This window comes from Streptomyces sp. NPDC017890, assembly GCF_044328675.1.
Taxonomy (GTDB): Bacteria; Actinomycetota; Actinomycetes; order Streptomycetales; family Streptomycetaceae; genus Streptomyces.
On sequence record NZ_JBIRHU010000001.1, the window covers coordinates 16,509 to 38,448 of the forward strand.

Annotated in this window: 21 protein-coding genes; 11 read left to right on the forward strand and 10 right to left on the reverse strand. The window is 70.0% G+C overall.

What is annotated here, in order from left to right; all coding sequences use genetic code 11:
• Positions 1-6 precede the first annotated feature (6 nt).
• The 4 genes from ACH4F2_RS00095 to ACH4F2_RS00110 all read right to left on the reverse strand — a co-directional run bounded on the left by ACH4F2_RS00095 (position 7) and on the right by ACH4F2_RS00110 (position 2,479).
• The gene (locus ACH4F2_RS00095; RefSeq protein ID WP_398130402.1) at positions 7-582 is read right to left on the reverse strand and encodes a TerD family protein; all 576 of its coding nucleotides are present in this window, start codon (positions 580-582) and stop codon (positions 7-9) included.
• A gap of 109 nt (positions 583-691) precedes the next feature.
• Complete coding sequence (locus tag ACH4F2_RS00100; protein WP_398130403.1) at positions 692-1,267, reverse strand: calcium homeostasis/redox stress adaptation protein; 576 nt, start codon at positions 1,265-1,267, stop codon at positions 692-694.
• A 189-nt stretch (positions 1,268-1,456) separates the two neighbouring features.
• Positions 1,457-1,915 (reverse strand): peroxiredoxin, encoded by a 459-nt coding sequence (locus ACH4F2_RS00105; RefSeq protein ID WP_398130404.1) that lies wholly within the window; start codon positions 1,913-1,915, stop codon positions 1,457-1,459.
• 126 nt (positions 1,916-2,041) lie between these two features.
• Positions 2,042-2,479 carry a DUF3052 domain-containing protein gene (locus tag ACH4F2_RS00110; protein ID WP_279563571.1) on the reverse strand — a complete coding sequence of 146 codons (438 nt, stop codon included), beginning with the start codon at positions 2,477-2,479 and terminating at the stop codon, positions 2,042-2,044.
• A gap of 385 nt (positions 2,480-2,864) precedes the next feature.
• On the opposite strand from ACH4F2_RS00110, the gene aceE reads away from it, so the two are divergent.
• Entirely contained in the window at positions 2,865-5,621 is a 2,757-nt protein-coding gene (gene aceE / locus ACH4F2_RS00115; RefSeq protein ID WP_398130405.1) for a pyruvate dehydrogenase (acetyl-transferring), homodimeric type, read from the forward strand.
• Between the two features lie 533 nt (positions 5,622-6,154).
• Here the strand turns inward: aceE and ACH4F2_RS00120 are convergent.
• Positions 6,155-6,463, reverse strand: coding sequence for a small hydrophobic protein (locus ACH4F2_RS00120; protein ID WP_398130406.1), 309 nt, complete (start codon positions 6,461-6,463; stop codon positions 6,155-6,157).
• A 334-nt stretch (positions 6,464-6,797) separates the two neighbouring features.
• A complete protein-coding gene (locus tag ACH4F2_RS00125) occupies positions 6,798-8,420 on the reverse strand; it encodes an MFS transporter (RefSeq protein ID WP_398130407.1) in 1,623 nt (540 codons plus the stop codon).
• A 155-nt stretch (positions 8,421-8,575) separates the two neighbouring features.
• On the opposite strand from ACH4F2_RS00125, the gene ACH4F2_RS00130 reads away from it, so the two are divergent.
• The 3 genes from ACH4F2_RS00130 to ACH4F2_RS00140 all read left to right on the forward strand — a co-directional run bounded on the left by ACH4F2_RS00130 (position 8,576) and on the right by ACH4F2_RS00140 (position 11,460).
• Entirely contained in the window at positions 8,576-9,256 is a 681-nt protein-coding gene (locus ACH4F2_RS00130; protein WP_398130408.1) for a TetR family transcriptional regulator, read from the forward strand.
• A 65-nt stretch (positions 9,257-9,321) separates the two neighbouring features.
• Positions 9,322-10,539, forward strand: coding sequence for an alpha/beta hydrolase (locus tag ACH4F2_RS00135; RefSeq protein WP_398130409.1), 1,218 nt, complete (start codon positions 9,322-9,324; stop codon positions 10,537-10,539).
• A gap of 66 nt (positions 10,540-10,605) precedes the next feature.
• Entirely contained in the window at positions 10,606-11,460 is an 855-nt protein-coding gene (locus ACH4F2_RS00140; protein WP_398130410.1) for a DUF4429 domain-containing protein, read from the forward strand.
• 130 nt (positions 11,461-11,590) lie between these two features.
• Here ACH4F2_RS00140 and ACH4F2_RS00145 read toward each other — a convergent pair whose 3' ends face one another.
• Positions 11,591-12,607, reverse strand: a complete 1,017-nt coding sequence (locus ACH4F2_RS00145) for an aldo/keto reductase (RefSeq protein ID WP_398130411.1) — start codon at positions 12,605-12,607, stop codon at positions 11,591-11,593.
• A complete protein-coding gene (locus ACH4F2_RS00150; protein WP_398130412.1) occupies positions 12,604-13,113 on the reverse strand; it encodes a MerR family transcriptional regulator in 510 nt (169 codons plus the stop codon). The genes ACH4F2_RS00145 and ACH4F2_RS00150 overlap by 4 nt, the downstream gene beginning before the upstream one ends.
• A 98-nt stretch (positions 13,114-13,211) precedes the next feature.
• Here ACH4F2_RS00150 and ACH4F2_RS00155 point away from each other — a divergent pair, with 98 nt between their 5' ends.
• The 3 genes from ACH4F2_RS00155 to ACH4F2_RS00165 all read left to right on the forward strand — a co-directional run bounded on the left by ACH4F2_RS00155 (position 13,212) and on the right by ACH4F2_RS00165 (position 15,729).
• A complete protein-coding gene (locus tag ACH4F2_RS00155; RefSeq protein WP_398130413.1) occupies positions 13,212-13,679 on the forward strand; it encodes a GNAT family N-acetyltransferase in 468 nt (155 codons plus the stop codon).
• Positions 13,680-13,698: 19 nt separating this feature from the next.
• Entirely contained in the window at positions 13,699-14,520 is an 822-nt protein-coding gene (locus tag ACH4F2_RS00160; protein ID WP_398130414.1) for a serine hydrolase domain-containing protein, read from the forward strand.
• A gap of 978 nt (positions 14,521-15,498) precedes the next feature.
• On the forward strand, positions 15,499-15,729 hold the full coding sequence (locus tag ACH4F2_RS00165; protein ID WP_398130415.1) for a hypothetical protein: 231 nt from the start codon (positions 15,499-15,501) through the stop codon (positions 15,727-15,729).
• Positions 15,730-15,895: 166 nt separating this feature from the next.
• On the opposite strand, the gene ACH4F2_RS00170 is transcribed toward ACH4F2_RS00165, so the two are convergent.
• Both ACH4F2_RS00170 and ACH4F2_RS00175 read right to left on the reverse strand, forming a co-directional pair.
• Positions 15,896-17,365 carry a hydrolase gene (locus ACH4F2_RS00170; RefSeq protein WP_398130416.1) on the reverse strand — a complete coding sequence of 490 codons (1,470 nt, stop codon included), beginning with the start codon at positions 17,363-17,365 and terminating at the stop codon, positions 15,896-15,898.
• Between the two features lie 130 nt (positions 17,366-17,495).
• Positions 17,496-18,152: a pirin family protein gene (locus tag ACH4F2_RS00175; RefSeq protein WP_398130878.1), complete on the reverse strand. Its 657-nt coding sequence runs from the start codon at positions 18,150-18,152 to the stop codon at positions 17,496-17,498.
• Positions 18,153-18,259: 107 nt separating this feature from the next.
• Here ACH4F2_RS00175 and fasR point away from each other — a divergent pair, with 107 nt between their 5' ends.
• The 4 genes from fasR to ACH4F2_RS00195 all read left to right on the forward strand — a co-directional run bounded on the left by fasR (position 18,260) and on the right by ACH4F2_RS00195 (position 21,928).
• Complete coding sequence (gene fasR / locus ACH4F2_RS00180) at positions 18,260-19,465, forward strand: fatty acid biosynthesis transcriptional regulator FasR (RefSeq protein WP_398130417.1); 1,206 nt, start codon at positions 18,260-18,262, stop codon at positions 19,463-19,465.
• An 89-nt stretch (positions 19,466-19,554) separates the two neighbouring features.
• On the forward strand, positions 19,555-20,529 hold the full coding sequence (locus tag ACH4F2_RS00185; RefSeq protein ID WP_398130418.1) for an ACP S-malonyltransferase: 975 nt from the start codon (positions 19,555-19,557) through the stop codon (positions 20,527-20,529).
• Between the two features lie 16 nt (positions 20,530-20,545).
• The gene (locus ACH4F2_RS00190; RefSeq protein WP_398130419.1) at positions 20,546-21,577 is read left to right on the forward strand and encodes a ketoacyl-ACP synthase III; all 1,032 of its coding nucleotides are present in this window, start codon (positions 20,546-20,548) and stop codon (positions 21,575-21,577) included.
• Positions 21,578-21,679: 102 nt separating this feature from the next.
• The gene (locus ACH4F2_RS00195) at positions 21,680-21,928 is read left to right on the forward strand and encodes an acyl carrier protein (protein WP_052842858.1); all 249 of its coding nucleotides are present in this window, start codon (positions 21,680-21,682) and stop codon (positions 21,926-21,928) included.
• The last annotated feature ends 12 nt before the right edge of the window (positions 21,929-21,940 follow it).

The following is a 21,940-nucleotide window of genomic DNA, read 5'->3' on the forward strand; positions in this document are numbered from 1 at the left end:
GCGGCTTTACGAAACGTTGACTCCGAAGTCTAGGGCGATGCCGCGCAGCCCTGACGCGTACCCCTGCCCGACCGCGCGGAACTTCCACTCGCCCTGATAGCGGTAGAGCTCGCCGAAGATCATCGCGGTCTCCGTGGAGGCGTCCTCGCTGAGGTCGTAGCGGGCGAGTTCCTGGCCGTCGGCCTGGTTGACGACCCGGATGAAGGCGTTGCTGACCTGGCCGAAGGTCTGGCCGCGCTCGTCGGCCATGTGGATCGAGACCGGGAAGACGATCTTGTCACACTGAGCCGGCACCGCGGAGAGGTCGATCAGCACCGACTCGTCGTCACCGTCGCCCTCACCGGTGAGGTTGTCGCCGGTGTGCTCGATGGAGCCGTCCGGGCTCTTGAGCTGGTTGTAGAAGACGAACCACTCGTCGCCGAGCACCCGGCCACTGCTGCACGCCAGTGCGCTGGCGTCGAGGTCGAAGGGTGCTCCGGTGGTGGAACGCGCGTCCCAGCCGAGCCCGACCAGTACCTGTGTGAGGTTAGGTGCGGCCTTGGACAGGGAGACGTTGCCTCCCTTGGCAAGCGTGACGCCCATGGTGATCCCTCCCCGGGTGATGGTTCTCGGGTTTCCTGCGCGTCCGGCGCCGCACGTAAACCGTGCGGCGCCGGACGGTCGAGGCCGTCGCCTCGGACGTTTGGGTGACTCAGACGTTCACGCCGAAGTCCTGGGCGATGCCGCGCAGGCCGGAGGCGTAGCCCTGGCCGATGGCGCGGAACTTCCACTCCGCACCGTGCCGGTACAGCTCGCCGAAGACCATGGCGGTCTCCGTGGAGGCGTCCTCGCTCAGGTCGTAGCGGGCGATCTCGGCGCCGCCGGCCTGGTTGACGACGCGGATGAACGCGTTGCGCACCTGGCCGAAGGACTGCTGGCGGTTCTCGGCGTCGTAGATCGAGACCGGGAAGACGATCTTCTCGATGTCGGCGGGGACTCCGGCGAGGTCGATCTTGATCTGCTCGTCGTCGCCCTCGCCCTCACCGGTGAGGTTGTCGCCGGTGTGCTCGACCGATCCGTCCGGGCTCTTCAGGTTGTTGAAGAAGATGAAGTGCGCGTCGCTGGCGACCTTGCCGCCGCTGTTCAGCAGCATCGCGCTGGCGTCGAGGTCGAAGTCGGTACCGGTCGTGGTGCGGATGTCCCACCCCAGACCGACGATGACCGCGGTCAGGCCGGGGGCCTCCTTGGTCAGCGAAACGTTGCCGCCCTTGCTGAGGCTGACTCCCACGAGTCCTCCATTGGTGTCCAGGGGCGGGAAGCCCCGAAGTGCGTTGAATGTCGAGCGTCGGATGTCGAGCGTCGATGTCTTGCGTGGATACCGGATCAACGAGTCGATCCTAGTGACGGGTTCCCGTTCACCGCAGTCCCTGCGCCCGACGAATCACTCGGTGTCGATCAGTCGTCGATCACCTGACGGTCACAGGGCGTCGAGCGCCTTCACGTACTCGGCCAGGTCACGGGCGTCCGGCAGGCCGTTGAGCACGGTCCAGCGCACGATGCCCTCCTGGTCGATGACGAAGGTGCCGCGGACGGCGCAGCCCTTGTCCTCGTCGAAGACGCCGTACGCGCGCGAGACGTTGCCGTGCGGCCAGAAGTCGGACAGCAGCGGGTACTCCAGGCCCTCCTGGTCGGCGAAGACGCGCAGGGTGTGGATGGAGTCGTTGGAGACGGCGAGCACCTGGGTGTCCCGGTCGGAGAACTGCGGCAGGTTGTCGCGCACCTCGCACAGCTCGCCGGTGCACACACCGGTGAAGGCGAACGGGTAGAAGAGCAGCACGACGTTCTTCCGCCCGCGGAAGTCGGACAGCCGGACGGTCGCGCCGTGGTTGTCCTTGAGTTCGAAGTCGGGGGCCTTGTCGCCGACCTGGATCGCCATGTCCTGTTCGTCCCTTCGTAGGGTGGTTCGCTGGAACCACCCTACGCAGGGGTCATCGCGGGTCCGCGGACGGGCCGACGGCGGTCGGCCCGTACGGGGTCCGGGTGTGGTGCGGAGCCTGGCCGGCTACCGCTTGGACTTGGCGGCCTTGGGCGTCGCCAGCCGGCTGCCGCTCCAGTCCTTTCCGACGCTGACGCTCTTGGCGGCCGTCAGTCCGGCCGTCGTCGCGGCTTCCGAAATGTCGCTGGCCTCGACGTACCCCGAACGGCCGGTCTTCGGCGTGAGGAGCAGGATCGCCCCGCCCTCTTCGATGTACGTGGTGGCATCCACCAGCGCATCCGTCAGGTCGCCGTCGTCGTCACGGAACCACAGCACGACGGCATCGGCCACGTCCTCGTAGTCCTCGTCCACCAGCTCGCCCTCGACGGCGCCCTCAATGGCCTCGCGGAGCTCCTGGTCGACGTCGTCGTCGTAGCCGATCTCCTGGACCACCTGCCCGGGCTGGAACCCCAGCCTGACGGCAGGGTTCGTCCGCTCCTCCGCGTGGTCCGCGGTCGCGCTCACGGGTTGCCTCCTGATCATGTCTTGGTGAATATCTCAGCCACGCGCGTGCGCGAAGCATTGGCCGTAGTCCACACGGGCGGGACGGATCGCGCAAGTACCCGGCGACTGGGACCGCCGAAACGGTGACGATCCCGGCCGTGTCGCCGCAACTCCAACCATGCCGTCCAGACCGAAGGTGACGTACACCACACACATCTGCCCTGTTTGCGTATTTGGGAACCATGTGTGGGTACGAGACTCGAATGAACGTGCCCCCGACTCCCATGGGGGAATCGGTTACCCCACGGTACAGATGACGTTTGCCCCCGCGAGGTACACGATGGGGAATCGGCGGGGAATCGGCGCGACACCCGGCAAAGTGGCCCTCCGACAGCGAAGGAACAGCGTGGCTTCCGCATCCGATCGCAGTGATCGCAATCCGATCATCATTGGCGGCCTTCCGAGTCAGGTCCCTGACTTCGACCCCGAGGAGACCCAGGAGTGGCTCGACTCCCTCGACGCCGCCGTCGACGAGCGGGGCCGGGAGCGGGCCCGCTATCTGATGCTGCGGCTGATCGAGCGGGCCCGCGAGAAGCGTGTGGCCGTGCCCGAGATGCGCAGCACGGACTACGTCAACACGATCCCGACCAAGAGCGAGCCGTTCTTCCCCGGCAACGAGGAGATCGAGCGCAAGATCCTCAACGCCACCCGGTGGAACGCCGCGGTGATGGTCTCGCGCGCGCAGCGGCCGGGTATCGGCGTCGGCGGTCACATCGCGACCTTCGCCTCCTCCGCCTCCCTGTACGACGTGGGCTTCAACCACTTCTTCCGCGGCAAGGACGAGGGCGACGGCGGCGACCAGGTCTTCTTCCAGGGGCACGCCTCGCCGGGCATCTACGCGCGCGCGTACCTGCTGGACCGGCTCAGCGAGGAGCACCTCGACGGGTTCCGGCAGGAGAAGTCGAAGGCGCCGCACGCCCTGTCGTCGTATCCGCACCCGCGGTCGATGCCGGACTTCTGGGAGTTCCCGACGGTCTCCATGGGCCTCGGTCCGATCGGCGCGATCTACCAGGCACGGATGAACCGCTACATGCACGCGCGCGGCATCGCGGACACGTCCCGCTCACACGTGTGGGCCTACCTCGGTGACGGCGAGATGGACGAGCCGGAGTCGCTGGGCCAGCTGTCCATCGCCGCCCGCGAGGGCCTGGACAACCTGACCTTCGTCGTCAACTGCAACCTGCAGCGCCTCGACGGCCCGGTGCGCGGCAACGGGAAGATCATCCAGGAGCTGGAGTCGGTCTTCCGGGGCGCCGGCTGGAACGTCATCAAGCTGGTGTGGGACCGCACCTGGGACCCGCTGCTCGCCCAGGACCGCGACGGTGTGCTGGTCAACCGGATGAACACCACGCCTGACGGCCAGTTCCAGACGTACGCCACCGAGTCCGGCGCCTACATCCGCGACCACTTCTTCGGCGACGACCACCGGCTGCGCGCGATGGTCGAGAACATGACCGACGACCAGATTCTGCACCTGGGGCGCGGCGGTCACGACCACCGGAAGATCTACGCGGCGTACAAGGCGGCCCTGGAGCACAAGGGCCAGCCGACGGTCATCCTCGCCAAGACGATCAAGGGCTGGACGCTGGGCCCGAACTTCGAGGGCCGCAACGCCACGCACCAGATGAAGAAGCTGACGGTCGACGACCTCAAGCGCTTCCGCGACCGGCTGCACCTGCCGATCTCCGACCGGGAGCTGGAGTCCGGCCCGCCGCCGTACTACCACCCCGGCCGGGACACCGAGGAGATGCAGTACATGCACGATCGGCGTCTGGGCTGCGGCGGCTACGTCCCGACCCGGGTCGTACGGTCGAAGCCGCTCGCACTGCCGGACAGCAAGACGTACGCAACCGTGAAGAAGGGGTCCGGCCAGCAGTCCATCGCGACGACAATGGCCTTTGTGCGGCTACTCAAGGACCTCATGCGGGACAAAGAGATCGGCAAGCGCTTCGTGCTGATCGCGCCGGACGAGTACCGCACGTTCGGCATGGACTCATTCTTCCCGAGTGCGAAGATCTACAATCCGCTCGGACAGCAGTACGAGTCCGTGGACCGGGATCTGCTGCTCGCCTACAAGGAGGCGCCGAACGGGCAGATGCTGCACGACGGCATCTCCGAGGCCGGCTGCACGGCCTCGCTGATCGCGGCCGGATCGGCGTACGCCACGCACGGCGAGCCGCTCATCCCGGTCTACGTCTTCTACTCGATGTTCGGTTTCCAGCGCACCGGCGACCAGTTCTGGCAGATGGGCGACCAGCTGGCGCGCGGTTTCGTACTGGGTGCGACCGCGGGCCGTACGACTCTGACCGGTGAGGGTCTCCAGCACGCGGACGGCCACTCGCAGCTCCTGGCGTCCAGCAACCCGGCCTGTGTCGCCTACGACCCGGCCTTCGGCTTCGAGATCGCGCACATCGTCGAGGACGGTCTGCGGCGGATGTACGGCGCGGACGAGCGGCACCCGCACGGCGAGGACGTCTTCTACTACCTCACCGTCTACAACGAGCCGATCCAGCACCCGGCCGAGCCGGAGAACGTGGACGTGGAGGGCATCCTCAAGGGCGTGTACCGCTTCAGCGAGGGCACGGGCGGCTCCGTCCCGGCGCAGATCATGGCGTCCGGGGTCGCGGTGCCCTGGGCGGTCGAGGCCCAGCGGATCCTCGCCGAGGAGTGGAACGTGCGCGCCGACGTCTGGTCGGCGACCTCCTGGAACGAGCTGCGGCGCGATGCGGTGGCGTGCGAGGAGCACAACCTGCTGCATCCGGAGGAGGAGCAGCAGGTGCCGTACGTGACGCGGAAGCTGGCCGGTGCGCAGGGGCCGTTCGTGGCGGTGTCCGACTGGATGAGGTCGGTTCCGGACCAGATCGCGCGGTGGGTGCCGGGGACGTACCAGTCGCTGGGCGCGGACGGGTTCGGCTTCGCGGACACGCGCGGTGCGGCGCGGCGCTTCTTCCACATCGACGCGCAGTCGATCGTGGTGGGGGTGCTGACGGAGCTGGCGCGGGAGGGGAAGGTCGACCGGTCGGTGCTGAAGCAGGCGATCGACCGGTACCGGCTGCTCGATGTCGCGGCGGCGGATCCGGGGGTCGCCGGCGGTGACGCGTAGCGCGTCCGCTGGGGTCGACGCGGTGGTGCGAAGAGCGGTGCAGTGACGGGCGGTGGTGTGGGGGGCGGTGGTGTGAGGGGCGGTGGGGCTGCGGCTCCGCCGCCCCTGCCGCTTGCCGTACGGAGGTCCGCACGTGCGGGCGGCGGGCGTGGCGGGTGGCGGGCGTGGCAGCCGGTGGGGAACATCCGGGCGGCGGGTGACGGGAGGGGAGGGCCGTTCACGGCGTCGGCGCCGGAACTGCATCCGGGTCGACCTCGACTTTGACGGCTGTGGATCACCGAGTCGGGCGAGGCGGCTCGTGCCGGCCTCGAGCGGCACACCCCGGCGATCCGGAACCACATCCACCGGGGCATCGACGGCGCCGACTGCGTCACCACGGTGAAAGTGCTCCAGCAGATGATCCGGAACGCCGGCGGGCCTGGGTGAGAAGGCGGCCGCGGTTACCGGGAACTCACCGCCGGGTGAGCAGGGTCTCGGATTCGCCGAGTGTCGGCTTCTCCGGGGCGGCGGAGGCACCTGGTCCCGCCCAGGCGTCAGAGCACGCCGTGGACCGGGGCCGCGGCTCCGATGAGCCAGAGGACTGCCAGAACGGTGTCGATGAGGCCCAGGACCAGGGCGACCACGGCCGGTGCCGGGCGGGATCCCGCCCGGCTTCGGCCCATGGCGAGCCAGCCGCAGATGACCGCGACGGGGCCGAGGACGATCCCCAGCACGAAGAACCCGGCGATCGCGCAGATGACTCCGACGATTGCGAGCGTCGCGCGATCCGGCCCGGTCCGTGACCACGTCCGGCCACGTGAGCGGGGGTGCCTGCGCGATCCCTGTCCGAAGCTCGCCATCATCAACTCCCTGAACTCTCCGTGGAGTTCGGGTACCCCCCTGCGGCGCCTCATGCCTGCCGCGGACGGCTGCCTGCGCGCTGCCCCCCTCCAGCAGCGCGCCGCAGCCTCTCACCCTCCCTGCCCTGCGGAGGACTTGACCCACTGTGACCTGCGGAGTTCGCCGGCGGGGAGGGTTCGCCGGCCCTGTCACCCGGATAGGCGAACAGGGCCGGACGAGGACGGGTCGGACGGGCCGAACGGGCCGAACGGGCCGAACGGGCCGAACGGGCCGAACGGGCCGAACGGGCCGAACGGGCCGAACGGGCCGAACGGGCCGAACGGGCCGGGGGTTCCGTCAGATGTGGCCCACGCCCGCGCCGGCCTCCGCGTTCTCACCGCGCTTGGTGAGGAACGCGACCAGCACGGCCACGGCGGCGACGCCGGCGGCGACGAGCGACGCCAGGCTCATGCCGGAGATGAAGGTGTCGTGTGCGACCTCCGTGACCTTCGCGGCCACCTGTTCCGGCATGCCCTCGGCCACCGGCGGCACACCGACCTGGACCGCCTCGGAGGCGTGGCCCAGTTGTTCCGGCGCCAGCTCCGGAAGGCCGGCGTCCGCCCAGTTGTCCGCCAGGTCGTTGTCGACCTTGGAGGCCATCACGGCGCCGAGCACGGCCGTACCGAGGCTGCCGCCGATCTGCATCGCCGCCTGCTGGAGACCGCCGGCGACACCGGACAGCTCCATCGGCGCGTTGCCGACGATGACCTCGGTGGCGCCGACCATGACGGGGGCGAGACCGAGACCGAGCAGGGCGAACCAGAGCGACATGAGGCCGCTGCCGGTGTCCGTCTCCAGCGTCGACATGCCGTACATGGCGAGCGCGGTGAACGCCATGCCGCCCGCGAGCGGTATGCGCGGGCCGACCTTGGTGATCATCGCGCCGGCCAGTGGGGAGCCGACGATCATCATGCCGGTGAGCGGCAGCAGGTGCAGGCCGGCGTCGATCGGGCTCATGCCGTGCACGTTCTGGAGGTAGAACGTCACGAAGAACAGGCCGCCCATGAAGGCGATCGCCATCATGACCATCAGCACCACACCCGCCGACAGCGGCACCGAGCGGAACAGCGCCAGCGGGATCAGCGGCTCCTTGACCTTCGTCTCCCAGAAGGCGAAGAGCCCGAAGCCCGCGACGGAGGCGACCAGGAACAGCCACGTCGTGCCGGCGCCCCAGCCCCACTCGGGGGCCTTGATGAGCGCCCAGACCAGGCAGAACATGGCGGCGGAGAGCAGCGCGATACCGAGGACGTCGAAGGAGCGCGGCGCGTTCTGCGCACGGTGGTCCAGGAGGATCATGACGCCGAGGACGACGGCGAGGATGCCCACCGGCACGTTGATGAAGAACACGGACTGCCAGTTGACGTGCTCGACCAGCACACCGCCGAGAATCGGGCCGCCCGCGGTGGAGGCGCCGATGACCATGCCCCAGATACCGATGGCCATGTTGAGCTTCTCGGCCGGGAAGGTGGCTCGCAGCAGACCGAGGGCGGCCGGCATCAGCAGGGCGCCGAACAGGCCCTGGAGCACTCGGAAGGCGACGACCAGCGGGATGGTGTCGGACAGGCCGATGGCACCGGAGGCGGCGGCGAAGCCGACCACGCCGATGAGGAAGGTCTGCCTGTGGCCGAAGCGGTCACCGAGCTTGCCCGCGGTGATCAGGGAGACCGCGAGGGCGAGGAAGTAGGCGTTGGTGATCCACTGGACGTCGGCGAAGCTGGCCTTCAGGTCGTCCTGGATGGCCGGGTTGGCGATCGCCACGATGGTGCCGTCGAGGGCCACCATCATGACCCCTACAGCGACGGTGACGAGGGTGAGCCACGGGTGGCCGCGCAGTCCGCTGGCCGGAGCCGGGCCCGACGGGCCGGACGATGCTCCCCCGCCCCCCGACCCCGTCTTGTCGATGGTGGTCTGACTAGTCATACATTCGAGGCTAATGACAGTCGCTGACAGTTGACAAACCATTTCACCGGTCGGTAACTGACAAGTCATCTCCCGATAGCCTGAACTGCGGAAACACAATGAAAACGGCCGCGCGGCAACACGCCGGGGCCGACCCGAGGAGCGACCTTTTGAAGATGGCGGACACAGCACCCCCTTCGGGCCTGCGCGAACGCAAGAAGCAGCGCACCCGGGACGCGCTGCTGCGCTCCGCCCTGGAGCTGTTCACCGAGCGGGGCTACGAGAGGACGACGGTCGACGACATCGCCGAGGCGGCCGATGTCTCCCAGCGCACCTTCTTCCGCTACTTCGCCAGCAAGGAGGAGGCGGCCTTCTTCGTGTCGCGGCTCGCGGAGGCGCACTTCGTCGACGCCGTACGCCGCCGTCCGCCCGGCGAGGCGCCGCTGGACGCGATGCGCGGGGCGCTGGTGGAGAGCTGGGGCACCATCGGCGAGGCCGTCGAGCAGCTGGTCCCGCTCGAACTGCACATGCGCTTCTACCGGGTGATCGAGTCGACACCCGCACTCCTCGCGGCCCATCTGCGACGCGCCACGGAGCTGGAGGAGCAGATCGCCCGCATCATCGCCGACCGCGAGAACCTCGACGTGGACGCGGACCCCCGGCCCCGCGTGGTCGTGGCCGTATTCGGGGCGGTGATGCGGGTGACCGAACGCATCTGGTCGGCACGGGACGACGCCGGCCTGGCCGCGCTGCGCGACCTGACCGCCTCCCACTTCGACCAGGTGGAACCCGCACTCACGGGCGACTGGGGGAACCCCCGGAGGCCGGACGGGCGTATCCAACCCCGTAGCACGTGATCGAAACGTGATCCGCGTCACTTGATTCACGGGAGACCGTCCCGTTCTCCTAGTGTGTCCTCCCAGTGACTTCCTTCGACACCTCTCCGCAGCTGAACGTCTGGCGCGCACTGCTCGCCCTGGCCGTGGTGTTCGTGATGCTGGCGACCACCGGCTGGACCGCCCTGCGCAACCAGCGGGGCCCCACAGCCCTCGAAGCGTCGGTCACGGCCTGGGAGAACGGCCGGATCGACGGGCGCCGGCTGCCGGACGCGCAGGCGGCCCCCGCGCGGCTGGCCCGCTTCTTCGCCTCGCTCGCCCAGTGGCAACGCGAGAGCCTGGCCCGCCGCTACCCGCTCGCCGTCGGCAACATGAACGGCGCGCCCGTCGAACTCCGCTACCTCGCCAACCGCGCGGCGCTGCGCAAGGCACGGGCCGTGGAGCGACTACGGATGCACGACAAACGGCTGTCCCTGTCCGGGCAGCGCGAGGCGGGCCGGCTCGCGCACCACTACGAGTCGCTGCTCGACCCCGACCGCCACATCCTCGCCTTCGATCCGGCGGGCTCGGGCAGGATCGCCGAGGTGTTCGGGGACCTCGACCGCGCCGACCGCGTGTCCGTCGTCGTGCCCGGCGTCGACACCGAACTGCTCACCTTCCAGCGCAGCGCCCGCAAGTACTCGGCGCCCGTCGGCATGGCCGAGTCGCTGCACGCCGCCGAGCGCAGGGCGAGTCCGGGCACACGTACGGCCGTGATCGCCTGGGCCGACTACACGTCCCCCAGCGGCCTCGGCATGGAAGCCGCCACCGCGACCCGCGCCGAACAGGGGGCAGCCCGGCTGAACGCGCTGCTGCGGGCGCTGCCCGGCCGGTCCCCCGTCTCGCTGTTCTGCCACAGCTACGGCTCGGTGGTGTGCGGCCTCGCCGCCGGCACGCTGCCCGGCCGGGTGAGCGACATAGCGGTGGCCGGCAGTCCCGGCATGCGCGCCGAGAACGCCACCCACCTGCACACCTCCGCCCAGGTGTGGGCGATGCGGGACGCCGAGGACTGGATCCAGGACGTGCCGTACCTGGAGGTCGGCGGCCTCGGTCACGGCGCCGACCCGGTGTCCGCGGCGTTCGGGGCCCGGGTGCTGTCCGCGCGGGGTGCCGAGGGGCACAGCGGCTACTTCGTACCGGGCACGGAGAGCCTGCGGAACCTCGCGGAGATCGGGGTTGGCGCATACCGCACGGTCGCCTGCGCCGCGCAAGACGACACATGCCGGGCGGGTTTGTCCCTGGCGACGGCGGCCGGACGCGCGTAGAGGCGCAGAAACTCCGGTTTGCGCGGGGAGGGGACGGAAGAGCTGGTGCCGCATACGATGAGCCGCATGGGTGACGTACTGGCCGGATTTCATGCCGCCTGGGAGTTCGAGTCCGACTCCGTGCTCATCCGCTACGAACGGGGGATTCGAACACCCAAGCTGTTCCAGGCCCTGGGGGAACGCCGTGTCCCCCTGGAGGCGATCGCCGGGGTGACGCTCACGCCCGGCAGGCGGGGCACCGTGGTGCTGCGCGTCGAACCGCGCCCGGGCGCCGATCCGCTGATGGAGGCGGCGGCCGGGCAGCTGAAGGAGGGCTGCGACCCGTACCGGCTGGTGCTGCCCGCCGAGCGGGAGACGCTCGCGGAGTACTACGCCGACGAGCTGCGCGCGCTGCTGACCGAGTCCGGGAAGACCGAGCGGTACCTGGTGGCCGCGCCCGAGGCGCCGCTGCACTTCAAGGCGTACGACGGCAAGGCGTCCTTCGACGGGTCGTCGGTGGCCTTCCGGTGGTTCTGGACGGGCGCGTCGTCGGCGAAGTGGAAGGCCGGCGACCAGAGCTTCCCGGTCGCCGATCTGGGCGGCGTGGAGTGGCGGTCCCCCGAGGTGTTCGAGGGGTACCTGCGGCTGCTGCCGCGGGACGGGACGCCGGGCGCTCCGCAGGCCGACCAGGATCCGGCGGCGGTCGTGTTCGGGCTCGGGTACGGGCCCGTGCACGAGTCACTGCCGTTCGCCGCGGCGGTGCTGGCCGCGGTGCGGGAGCGTGGCGCCGGCGCCTCGGTGCCGGTGCCGGTGCCGGCGCCTCGGCGTGATCCCGCGGACATCGCCGAGCGGATCCGGCACCTCGGGGAGCTGCATCGGGCGGGGCTGGTGACGGACGAGGAGTTCTCCTCGAAGAAGGCGGAGTTGCTGGCGGAGCTCTAGCTTCCGCCAGGTGCGGTTTCCTCGCGGGGCGCGGGTGGTGGCGGGCTGCTCGCGCCCACGCGGCGGCCGGCCCGCACACCGCCACAGCCCACCCCACGCCCCTCAGGACGTCGTCGCCCCGGCTCCGCTCCTATTCCCGGCCCGCCGACGTGAACGCCATGTCCGCGTAGCGGGTGCCCGCCACCTTGCCGGCGATCGGCTCCAGGAGGGTCAGCTCGTCCTCCGTGAGGACGATCCTCGTCGCCGCCGCGTTCTCTTCCACCCGCGTCGGCTTCCGGGTGCCCGGGATCGGGATCACCGGGAGGCCGTGCACCCGCGCCCGCTGCTGGGCCCAGGCCAGGGCGACCTGGCCGAGGGTGGCGTCGTGGGCGTCGGCGACCGTGCGGACCGGGTCGAGGAGGGCCGCGTTGGCCGCCGCGTTGTCGCCGGTGAAGCGGGGCTGCTGGCGGCGGAAGTCACCGGCCGCGAGGTCCTGGTCGGCGTTGGTGAAGGCGCCCGTGAGGAAGCCCCTGCCGAGCGGGGAGTACGGGACGAGGGCGACGCCCAGTTCGCGGGCTGCCGGCACCACGCCCGCCTCGATGTCCCGGCTGAACAGCGACCACTCCGACTGCACGGCGGCGACCGGATGCACCGCCTGCGCGGCCCGCAGTTCGTCGCCCGTCACCTCGCTCAGCCCGAGGTGCTTGACCTTGCCCTCACGGACCAGGTCCGCCATGACGGCGACGGTCTCCTCGACGGGCACGCGCACGTCGCGCCGGTGCATGTAGTAGAGGTCGATCACGTCGACGTCCAGGCGGCGCAGGCTCGCCTCGACGCACTGGCGGATGTACGGCGGGTCGTTGCGGATGATCCGCTTCGTCGGCTCGTCCGGCGGGATCGACAGGCCGAACTTGGTCGCGATGACGAGCTCGTCGCGGTGGGCCTTGAAGAACGGCGACAGGAACCGCTCGTTCTCGCCGGCGGCGTACGCGTCGGCCGTGTCGTAGAGCGTGACGCCCAGCTCCAGCGCCCGTTCCAGGGTCGCCCGTGACGCGTCGGCGTCCGACGGGCCGTAACCGAAGCTCATACCCATGCAGCCCAGGCCCTGGACGCCCACCTCGGGGCCGTCGTCGCCGAGCCGTACCGTCGGGATCCTGTGGTCGTTCATCGGGTCCCCTCTGTTTCACCGGCGCGGCCGGCATCCCCGTAGAAGCTGATCTTCCGGTCGAGTACGGCGAGGGTGTCCTGGAGTTCGGCGATCCGCGTCAGCACGTCACGGCGCGTGGATTCCAGGAGTTCCCGCCGGTCGAGGTAGGTGTTGTCGCCCTCGCGCACCAGCTCCGCGTACCTGACCATGTCGGCGACCGGCATGCCGGTCAGGCGGAGCTTGCCGACGAAGTCGAGCCAGTCCAGGTCGCGGTTGCTGTAGCGGCGCTGCCCGGTGTGCGAGCGGTCGATGTGGGACATCAGGCCGATCCGCTCGTACCAGCGCAGCGTGTGGGCGGACAGTCCGGTGAAGGTGACGACCTCGCTGATGGTGTAGTGGTCCTGCCCGTCGGGGCGCGGGTGGCGCCGGGGCGGGGCGGAGCAGCTGTCCGTCCTGGTCTGTGTTCTGGTCTCTGTTCTGGTGGCGTTCGGCACGATGGTCTCGGCCGTGGTCTGCATCACCGTCATGCGCTCCACGCTATGGCCTTGGAGTGCACTCGAAGCAAGCGTGCGCGGCGGGAAAAACGGCGGGATGGCCGGCACCCCGGCTGATTAGCATGCCCGGCATGACTCTCGTACGCCGTGCCGTGGCCGAGGACGCGGAGGAAGTGCTCCGTCTGCGTCAAGTGATGATCGATTCGGTGAGACCCGGCTCGCCCACCGCGTGGCAGGCGGAGTCCCTGCCCGCCCTGCGGGCGCGGCTGGCCGAACCGGACGGGGAGTTCGCGGCGTTCGTCGTCGACCACCCGGGCCGGCCGCAGGCACTGGCGGCGCTGGTGGTGGGGACGCTGGAGTACCGGATCGGCGGGCCGGGCAGACCGGGCGGGCTGCTGGGGTACGTATTCAGTGTCGCGACCGACCCGGACGCCCGACGCCGCGGGTACGCGCGGGCGTGCATGGACGAGCTGCTGGAGTGGTTCCGCGAGCGGGGCGCGGGACACGTGATGCTCACCGCGTCCCCCGACGCGGAGCCGCTGTACGCGTCGATGGGTTTCACGCGCGACACGACCCCCTCGATGAGGCTGTACCTGTGAGCCGCTTAGGCTCGATGGCATGTCCTTCAAGAGCCTCGCGTTGATCGAGAACTGGCCGGTTTCCACCGCCGCGGCGGGTGTCGTACGCGCCGACGGCACGATCCTGGGGACCCACGGCCCCGTCGGGCGGCCGTTCCCCCTCGCCTCGGTCACCAAGCCGCTCGCGGCGTACGCGGCGCTCGTCGCGTACGAGGAGGGCGCGGTCGAACTGGACGAGCCCGCCGGTCCGCCCGGGGCGACGGTCCGCCACCTGTTGGCGCACACCTCGGGCCTGGCCTTCGACGAGCACCGGGTGACCGCACCGCCCGGGGAGCGCCGGCTGTACTCCAACGCCGGTTTCGAGCAGCTCGGCGACCACATCACGAAGGCGGCGGAGATCCCGTTCGCCGAGTACGCGCGGCAGGCGGTGCTGGAGCCGCTGGGCATGACGGCCACCACCCTGGACGGCTCCCCGGCGAAGGACGGGGTGTCGACGGTCGAGGACCTGCTGCGTTTCGCGGCCGAGGTTCAGGCGCCGCGCCTGCTGGACCCCCGCACGGTCGCCGAGGCGATGACGGTCCAGTACCCGGGTACGAAGGGCGTCCTGCCGGGCTACGGGCACCAGAACCCCAACGACTGGGGCCTGGGCTTCGAGATCCGCGACTCCAAGTCCCCGCACTGGACGGGCGCCTCGTCCTCGCCGCGCACCTTCGGGCACTTCGGCCAGTCCGGTACGTTCCTGTGGATCGACCCGGATGCCCGGCTCGCCTGCGTGGCGCTCACCGACCGCGCCTTCGGCCCCTGGGCGGCCGAGGTCTGGCCGGCCTTCACGGACGCGGTGCTGGCGGAGTCGCGCGGCTGAGGCGGCACTCGAACCACACCGTCTTGCCCGGCCCGCCGGGGCGCGGCGTGACACGCGGAAATGCTTCCGTCGGCGGAGGCTCACCTGCTGAAAAGCGTGAACAGCAGGCCACAAACGTCCTCGGGGTGCTCAAATGAGCGGTGCGAGGACAATGGGGCTGAAATGTTCACGCTTTTCCGGACGCGGCCCATGCCGAAGCGGCCACGTCTACACCATCCCGCAGTCGGCATCGGCCCCGCCGAGGCTGCCGCACGGATCGCGGGACCCGGCCTCCGCCCACGCGGCAGACACACGCAACTCCACCGAGGAATCCGTGGGCTACTCCGCGGAGACCGCCTCGTACGCGGCCCAGGCGGGGTGTCGAAGTCGGCGTCTTCGGCTACTTGCCCTGCGCGCGAAGGCACCCCTCTCCCCGACTGACGAATGTGCCCCGTCCTGACCGGCGGAGGTTACCTCTGAAGAGTGCGGCGATTTCAACGGAAAATCCGATGAGCGGCACAGGACGCCCGACTCGGACGGAACGGTGTTCGGAGTCGCCTGCCGATCAAAGTGCTACTTCGACAGCGGTTGAACAGAAGGGTGGAATAAAAGGCGCAGGAGTTTGAGGATCTTGGGAATCGGAATTATAACCTCAAGTGGGCGCAGCCCTTCGGCGAACGAAGCCACAGAGGTGGGCAACCATGGCAGGGTTGAGGATCAAGCAGAGTGGTCGACTGTTCCTCTCGAACGGGAGTCAGTCGAATTTCGCTCGCGACTTCGGGGAGGCCACGTCCGCAAGTAACTGGCTCAGGCCGTCCGTGCACCACACGAACTTCAGTCATCCAACCGCCACACTCCAGTACGTCGCCGAGTACACGCACTGGGACGGGAATCATCCCATCCCGCCCTTCTGGTCGCTGACCCTGCGGTCGACCGGAAACTCAGACTTCGTCATGACGATCATCAACGTCAGCCCCTGAACGGAAGGTTGGTACGGAAATGCGCGTGCACGCCGAATTCCAGGAGGACGGGACCATCGTCGCGCTGGCAGAGATCATCGAGGAAGGTGACGACCGTATCGGAATTCGCCTGCATCCCAGCGACGGACGCAAGGTCGCGGAATTCGTGGTGCCACCCGAGTACGTGGACAAGCCTTTCTCCGAACTGGTTGCCCAGTACCGGGTAAGGGAGGTACCTGACGGGACTCCGCAGCTGGTGCAGACCTCGTGATATCGCCTGCCGGGAGCAGGCGCCCGACCCTGAGGCCCTGGTCCGTGAGCGGGAGGAATACCGCGCACGGACCAGGGCCTCAGCAGCGCGCTCGTCGGTGTGTGGTGGGAGGACGCCGCGTCGCTGCTCCCGACTTCGACTCCGCTTGAGCGGTCGGGCGCACGGATCACGCCGTAAGTCTGACCGCTTCGATCCACAAGGTGTTGTCGTGGGTGCCGACGTAGGTGAAATCCAGCACGTCCCCGGGCTTGTCGCATGCCAGGCTCGTCCAGGTGTCGTTGTGGACGTAGGAGGATTGGCAGATGTTGCCGCCGCCACCGTCGACGCTGACGGCGAACCCCATCAGGGGCGGGGCGTCCTCCTCGGTGCTGCCGGCGTAGGCGTCGACGCCGTCGGTGACGTTCTGCCAGGGGTCGCGGAACTGCCCCTCGCCTTCGGCCGACGCGGGGTCGGGGATGTAGGCGCCACTGGACGTGCCCTTGGTTCCGGCCGAGGCGGTGTTGACGGCCGTGATCGGCGACCCCCCGCCCTCGGTGCCCGCTGTCTCGCCGTCACACGCGACGTCGGACCAGCCCTCACCCGCGGTGAAGACCCGGTAGCAGATGTGCCGTCCGCTCGGGTCCTTGGCGGCCAGTTGCCGGACGACGGTCGCCGCGGTCCTCTCCTGTGCCTCGGTCTCCTGCTTCTCGGAGCCACCACCCCCCGCCCCGGCGCCGGCTCCCCCTCCGTCGCCGGCCGGGGCTCCCGCTTCGGCTCCGCCGGGCTGCTCGGTTCCGGCCGCGGCCGGGGGTGCCTGGATGTCGGCGGACGGGGCCTTCGGTGCCCCGGTGGTCGGTGCGGGAAGGGGCGGCAGGTTGCTGACGCCGGCTTCCTGGAGTTGTTCGGTGGCGGCGCTGCGGACCTGGGGCTTGTAGCCGATCCACAGCATCAGGCAGGTGATCGCCAGCGCCACGGAGACACTGAGGCAGACCGCCAGCCAGCGCGGCAGGAAACCCCGCTGCACATACGTGCCCTCCACCTCCAGCGGTGTCACACCCGACCGCTGCACCGCCAGGGTGTAGGGCCGCTGCTCCGCCGACCCGAACCAGATGATCTGCCGCGGCTTCACCGTCGTCTCCACGAACGCCGCACGGCCCGGCTCGATCTGCACGTTGCTCGGACGGATGTCGTACGACAACTGGTCACCGTTGTCGCTGCCACTGACCGACGCCGTCACCTTCGTGTTGCCCACGTTGTCCACGGCCAGCTTCGGGCGGCCACGGAAACGGCCCTTCACCGTCGTCGGCACCAGCTCCGCCCGCACTTCCGTGAACGGGGTAATGGTGAGATTCCCCTCCGGAACCGTCGTCGCCTCCGGATGCTCCGTCGGCGTGATCCGCACCGCGTACGGGTTCGGCCCCGCCGTCGCGTCCGGAGTGCGCGGCGGAGCGAACGTCAGCTCCACCGATCCCGTCGTCCCCGGGTACAACCGCAACGACTGCGGCTCCACGACAGTCCAGGGCGCGAGAGAGCCCACCGCCTCGAAGCGGTACTCGTCGACCACGTCACCGGTGTTGCGCAGCCGCAGCCGCACCGTCGTACTACCACCCGGGTCCACAGTCGCGGAGGCGGGCTCGAGGGAAGTCCAAAGGCTCACTCCCGGACGTTAAACACGGCGATGGTGCCGAGTCAGCAAGCCCCGGGGCACGATGGGTGCCCGAAGGGGCGGGACCGGCTGCCCCAGGCCCGGAGGGCGTCGGGCGAGTCGATCCGGTGAGTGGGAACGCTCAGCTGCCGGACATTTCCCAGACCAGCAACTCCGCCCGCGTCGCCGCCACCGCCTCCGCCCCCTCCGCGTCCGTGATCCGCACCGCGTCCCCCGCGCCCAGCGTCTCCCCGCCCAGCAGCACCTCGCCGCGCACCACGTGCACGTACACGTACGCCCCGTCCGGCACCGCAGTCCGCTCCCCCTCCGTCAGGCGGCGTACGTGGAGCATCGCGCCCGCCTCCGGGACGGCGTACGGGGTGGAGTCGGCGATGCCGTGGACGATCTCGTAGGCGGGGTCGCCGCCGGGGGCGCGTGGGACAAGCCACATCTGGACGAAGGCGAGGGGGGCCGAGGCGTCGTTGCGTTCGACGTGGCGGACGCCTCCCGCCGAGCTGAGGCGCTGCACGTCCCCGGCGCGGACGACCGTCTCGTGGCCCGCGGTGTCGCGGTGGGTGAGCTCACCCTCCACCACCCACGTGACGATCTCGGTGTGGCTGTGCGGGTGCTCGTCGAAGCCGGCGCCGGGGGCGAGGCGCTCCTCGTTGCAGGCGATCAGCGAGCCGAAGCGGAGGTTGTCGGGGTCGTAGTGGGGTCCGAAGGAGAAGGCGTGCCACGACTCGATGCCCGCCGCCGCGTCACCTCCCGGGTAGCGCTCGTCGGCGCGCCGTACGTCCATCACGCCGTCCACCGTAGCCCCGGCACCCGACAGCCCCGGAGCCGCACGGGCGCCGAGCGCAGCCCCGGCGACACGCCCGCCCGTCCCGATAAGGCAGTCTTGTCCCCGTGCCCGAACCCGAAACCAGCAAGCCCGAGCCCGCGGCGCACGCCGTCCACTCGCACACCGCGACCCTGAAGCGGTTGGAGCAGTCCTCCGGATCGCTCGCCGCGCAGGCCATCGCGCGCATGGACGAGACGCTGCCGTGGTACCGGGCCATGCCACCGGAGAACCGTTCCTGGATCGGGCTGGTGGCCCAGGCGGGCATCGCGGCCTTCACCGAGTGGTTCCGGCGCCCGGACGCCCCGCAGGCCATCTCCACCGACGTCTTCGGCACCGCGCCGCGCGAGCTGACCCGGGCGATCACGCTGCGGCAGACCGTCGAGATGGTGCGGACGACCATCGAGGTGATGGAGTCCGCGATCGACGAGGTCGCCGCCCCCGGGGACGAGTCCGTGCTGCGCGAGGCGCTGCTCGTGTACGCCCGGGAGATCGCCTTCGCCACCGCCCAGGTGTACGCCCAGGCCGCCGAGGCACGCGGTGCCTGGGACGCGCGGCTGGAGTCGCTGGTGGTGAACGCGGTGCTGAGCGGGGAGGCCGACGAGGGTGCCGTGTCCCGGGCGGCGGCGCTCGGATGGAACTCGCCCGAGCACGTGTGTGTCGTGCTGGGCACCGCCCCCGACGGGGACTCCGAGCTGACCGTGGAGGCCATCCGGCGGGCAGCCCGGCACGCCAAGCTCCAGGTGCTGACCGGGGTGCTCGGGGACCGGCTGGTGGTGATCGCGGGGGGCAGCGACAACCCCCTGGCGGTCGCCAAGTCGCTGATCGGGCCGTTCGCGCAGGGTGCCGTCGTGGCCGGTCCGGTGGTGCCGGACCTGCAGGCCGCGACCCGGTCCGCGCAGGCCGCCGCCGCCGGCCTCAAATCCTGCACCGCCTGGCCGGACGCCCCGCGCCCGGTACTGGCGGACGATCTGCTGCCGGAGCGCGCGATCGCCTCCGATCCCTCGGCCCGCGAGCAGTTGGTGGAGGAGATCTACAGACCACTGGAAGAGGCCGGGGCCGCGCTGCTGGAAACTCTCAGCGTCTATCTCGAACAGGCGAGCAGTCTCGAAGGCGCCGCCCGGATGCTCTTCGTTCACCCGAACACCGTGCGCTACCGGCTCCGACGTGTGACTGACGTCACCGGATGGTCACCCTCTGATGTACGGTCTGCGTTCACACTGCGGATCGCGCTCATCCTGGGGCGTCTGGCCGATGGAGATCCGCAACTCTGAGCTTTTGTCGAGGGTCCACAAAACCCCCTCGTGTTCTTCGTCCCTGTCCTCACGGGCGGTCGTGGCCGTCCTCAAGAGAGAGTGTGAGAGTGCTCGTACTCGTCGCTCCCGGCCAGGGCGCCCAGACGCCCGGCTTCCTGACTGACTGGCTCGCCCTTCCCGGTGCCGCGGACCGCGTCGCCGGATGGTCCGACGCCATTGGACTCGATCTCGCCCACTTCGGCACGAAGGCCGACGCGGACGAGATCCGTGACACCTCCGTGGCCCAGCCGCTGCTCGTCGCCGCCGGACTGCTCTCGGCCGCGGCACTCGGTACGTATTCATTTGCCGCTGACGCGGCGGGCACGGACATCGCGCCGGGCGCGGTCGCGGGCCACAGCGTCGGCGAGATCACCGCCGCCGCGTTCGCGGGGGTCCTCGACGACACCGCCGCGCTGACCCTCGTACGCCGTCGGGGCCTGGCCATGGCCGAGGCCGCCGCCGTCACCCGGACGGGCATGTCGGCGCTGCTCGGCGGCGACCCCGAGGTGAGCGTGGCGCACCTGGAGAAGCTCGGCCTGACCCCGGCGAACGTGAACGGCGCCGGTCAGATCGTGGCCGCCGGCACCATGGAGCAGCTGGCCGCGCTGGCCGAGGACAAGCCCGAGGGCGTACGCAAGGTCGTGCCGCTGAAGGTGGCCGGCGCGTTCCACACGCAGCACATGGCGCCCGCGGTGGACACCCTCGCCGAGGCGGCGAAGGCGCTCACGCCGGCCGACCCGAAGGTGACGTACGTCTCCAACAAGGACGGGCAGGCCGTCGCCACCGGCGCGGAGGTGCTGGAGCGCCTGGTCGGCCAGGTCGCCAACCCGGTCCGCTGGGACCGGTGCATGGAGACCTTCAAGGAGCTCGGCGTCACCGCGCTGATCGAGGTGTGCCCCGGCGGCACGCTGACCGGCCTGGCCAAGCGTGCGCTGCCGGGTGTGAAGACCCTGGCCCTGAAGACCCCCGCCGACCTCGACGCGGCCCGCGAGCTCGTGGCCGAGCACGCCGGAGACGCCGGACACGCCGCCGAGCAGGCCTGACAAGGAGCGCGAGAGCATGTCGAAGATCAAGCCCAGCAAGGGCGCCCCGTACGCGCGCATCCTCGGCGTCGGCGGCTACCGCCCGACCCGGATCGTGCCGAACGAGGTGATCCTCGAGACGATCGACTCGTCCGACGAGTGGATCCGCTCGCGTTCCGGCATCGAGACGCGGCACTGGGCGTCGCCCGAGGAGACCGTCGCGGCGATGTCGATCGAGGCCTCCGGCAAGGCCATCGCGGACGCCGGGATCGACGCCTCGCAGATCGGCGCCGTGGTCGTGTCGACCGTGTCGCACTTCAGCCAGACCCCGGCCGTCGCCACGGAGATCGCCGACAAGCTGGGCACGGACAAGGCCGCGGCCTTCGACATCTCGGCGGGCTGCGCGGGCTTCGGCTACGGTCTGACGCTGGCCAAGGGCATGATCGTCGAAGGTTCGGCGGAGTACGTCCTCGTCATCGGCGTGGAGCGGCTCTCCGACCTGACCGACCTGGAGGACCGTGCCACGGCCTTCCTCTTCGGCGACGGCGCCGGCGCGGTCGTGGTCGGCCCGTCCCAGGAGCCCGCGATCGGCCCGACCGTCTGGGGCTCGGAGGGCGACAAGTCCGAAACGATCAAGCAGACGGTGCCGTGGGACCGCTTCAGGATCGGCGATGTCTCCGAACTGCCCCTCGACTCCGAGGGCAACGTCAAGTTTCCTGCGATCACGCAGGAGGGCCAGGCGGTGTTCCGCTGGGCCGTGTTCGAGATGGCGAAGGTCGCCCAGCAGGCGCTGGACGCGGCCGGGATCAGCCCGGACGACCTGGACGTCTTCATCCCGCACCAGGCCAACGTGCGGATCATCGACTCGATGGTGAAGACGCTGAAGCTGCCGGAGCACGTCATGGTCGCCCGTGACATCCGCACCACCGGTAACACCTCGGCCGCCTCGATTCCGCTCGCGATGGAGCGGCTTCTGGCGACCGGCGAGGCGAAGAGCGGCGACACCGCGCTCGTGATCGGCTTCGGGGCGGGTCTCGTCTACGCCGCGACGGTCGTTACCCTCCCCTAGGCACTCCGTGCCGGATCATCCGGTCCGGAACGGAGACCAGCAACACCCGCCGCTGCCGCGGCGGGCCGCCACACCCTCTGAAAACAACGAAGGAGCGCCATCATGGCCGCCACTCAGGAAGAGATCGTCGCCGGTCTCGCCGAGATCGTGAACGAGATCGCCGGCATCCCGGTTGAGGACGTCCAGCTGGACAAGTCCTTCACCGACGACCTGGACGTCGACTCGCTGTCCATGGTCGAGGTCGTCGTCGCCGCCGAAGAGCGCTTCGACGTCAAGATCCCGGACGAGGACGTCAAGAACCTCAAGACGGTCGGCGACGCGACGAAGTACATCCTCGACCACCAGGCCTGATCCGCCGGTACT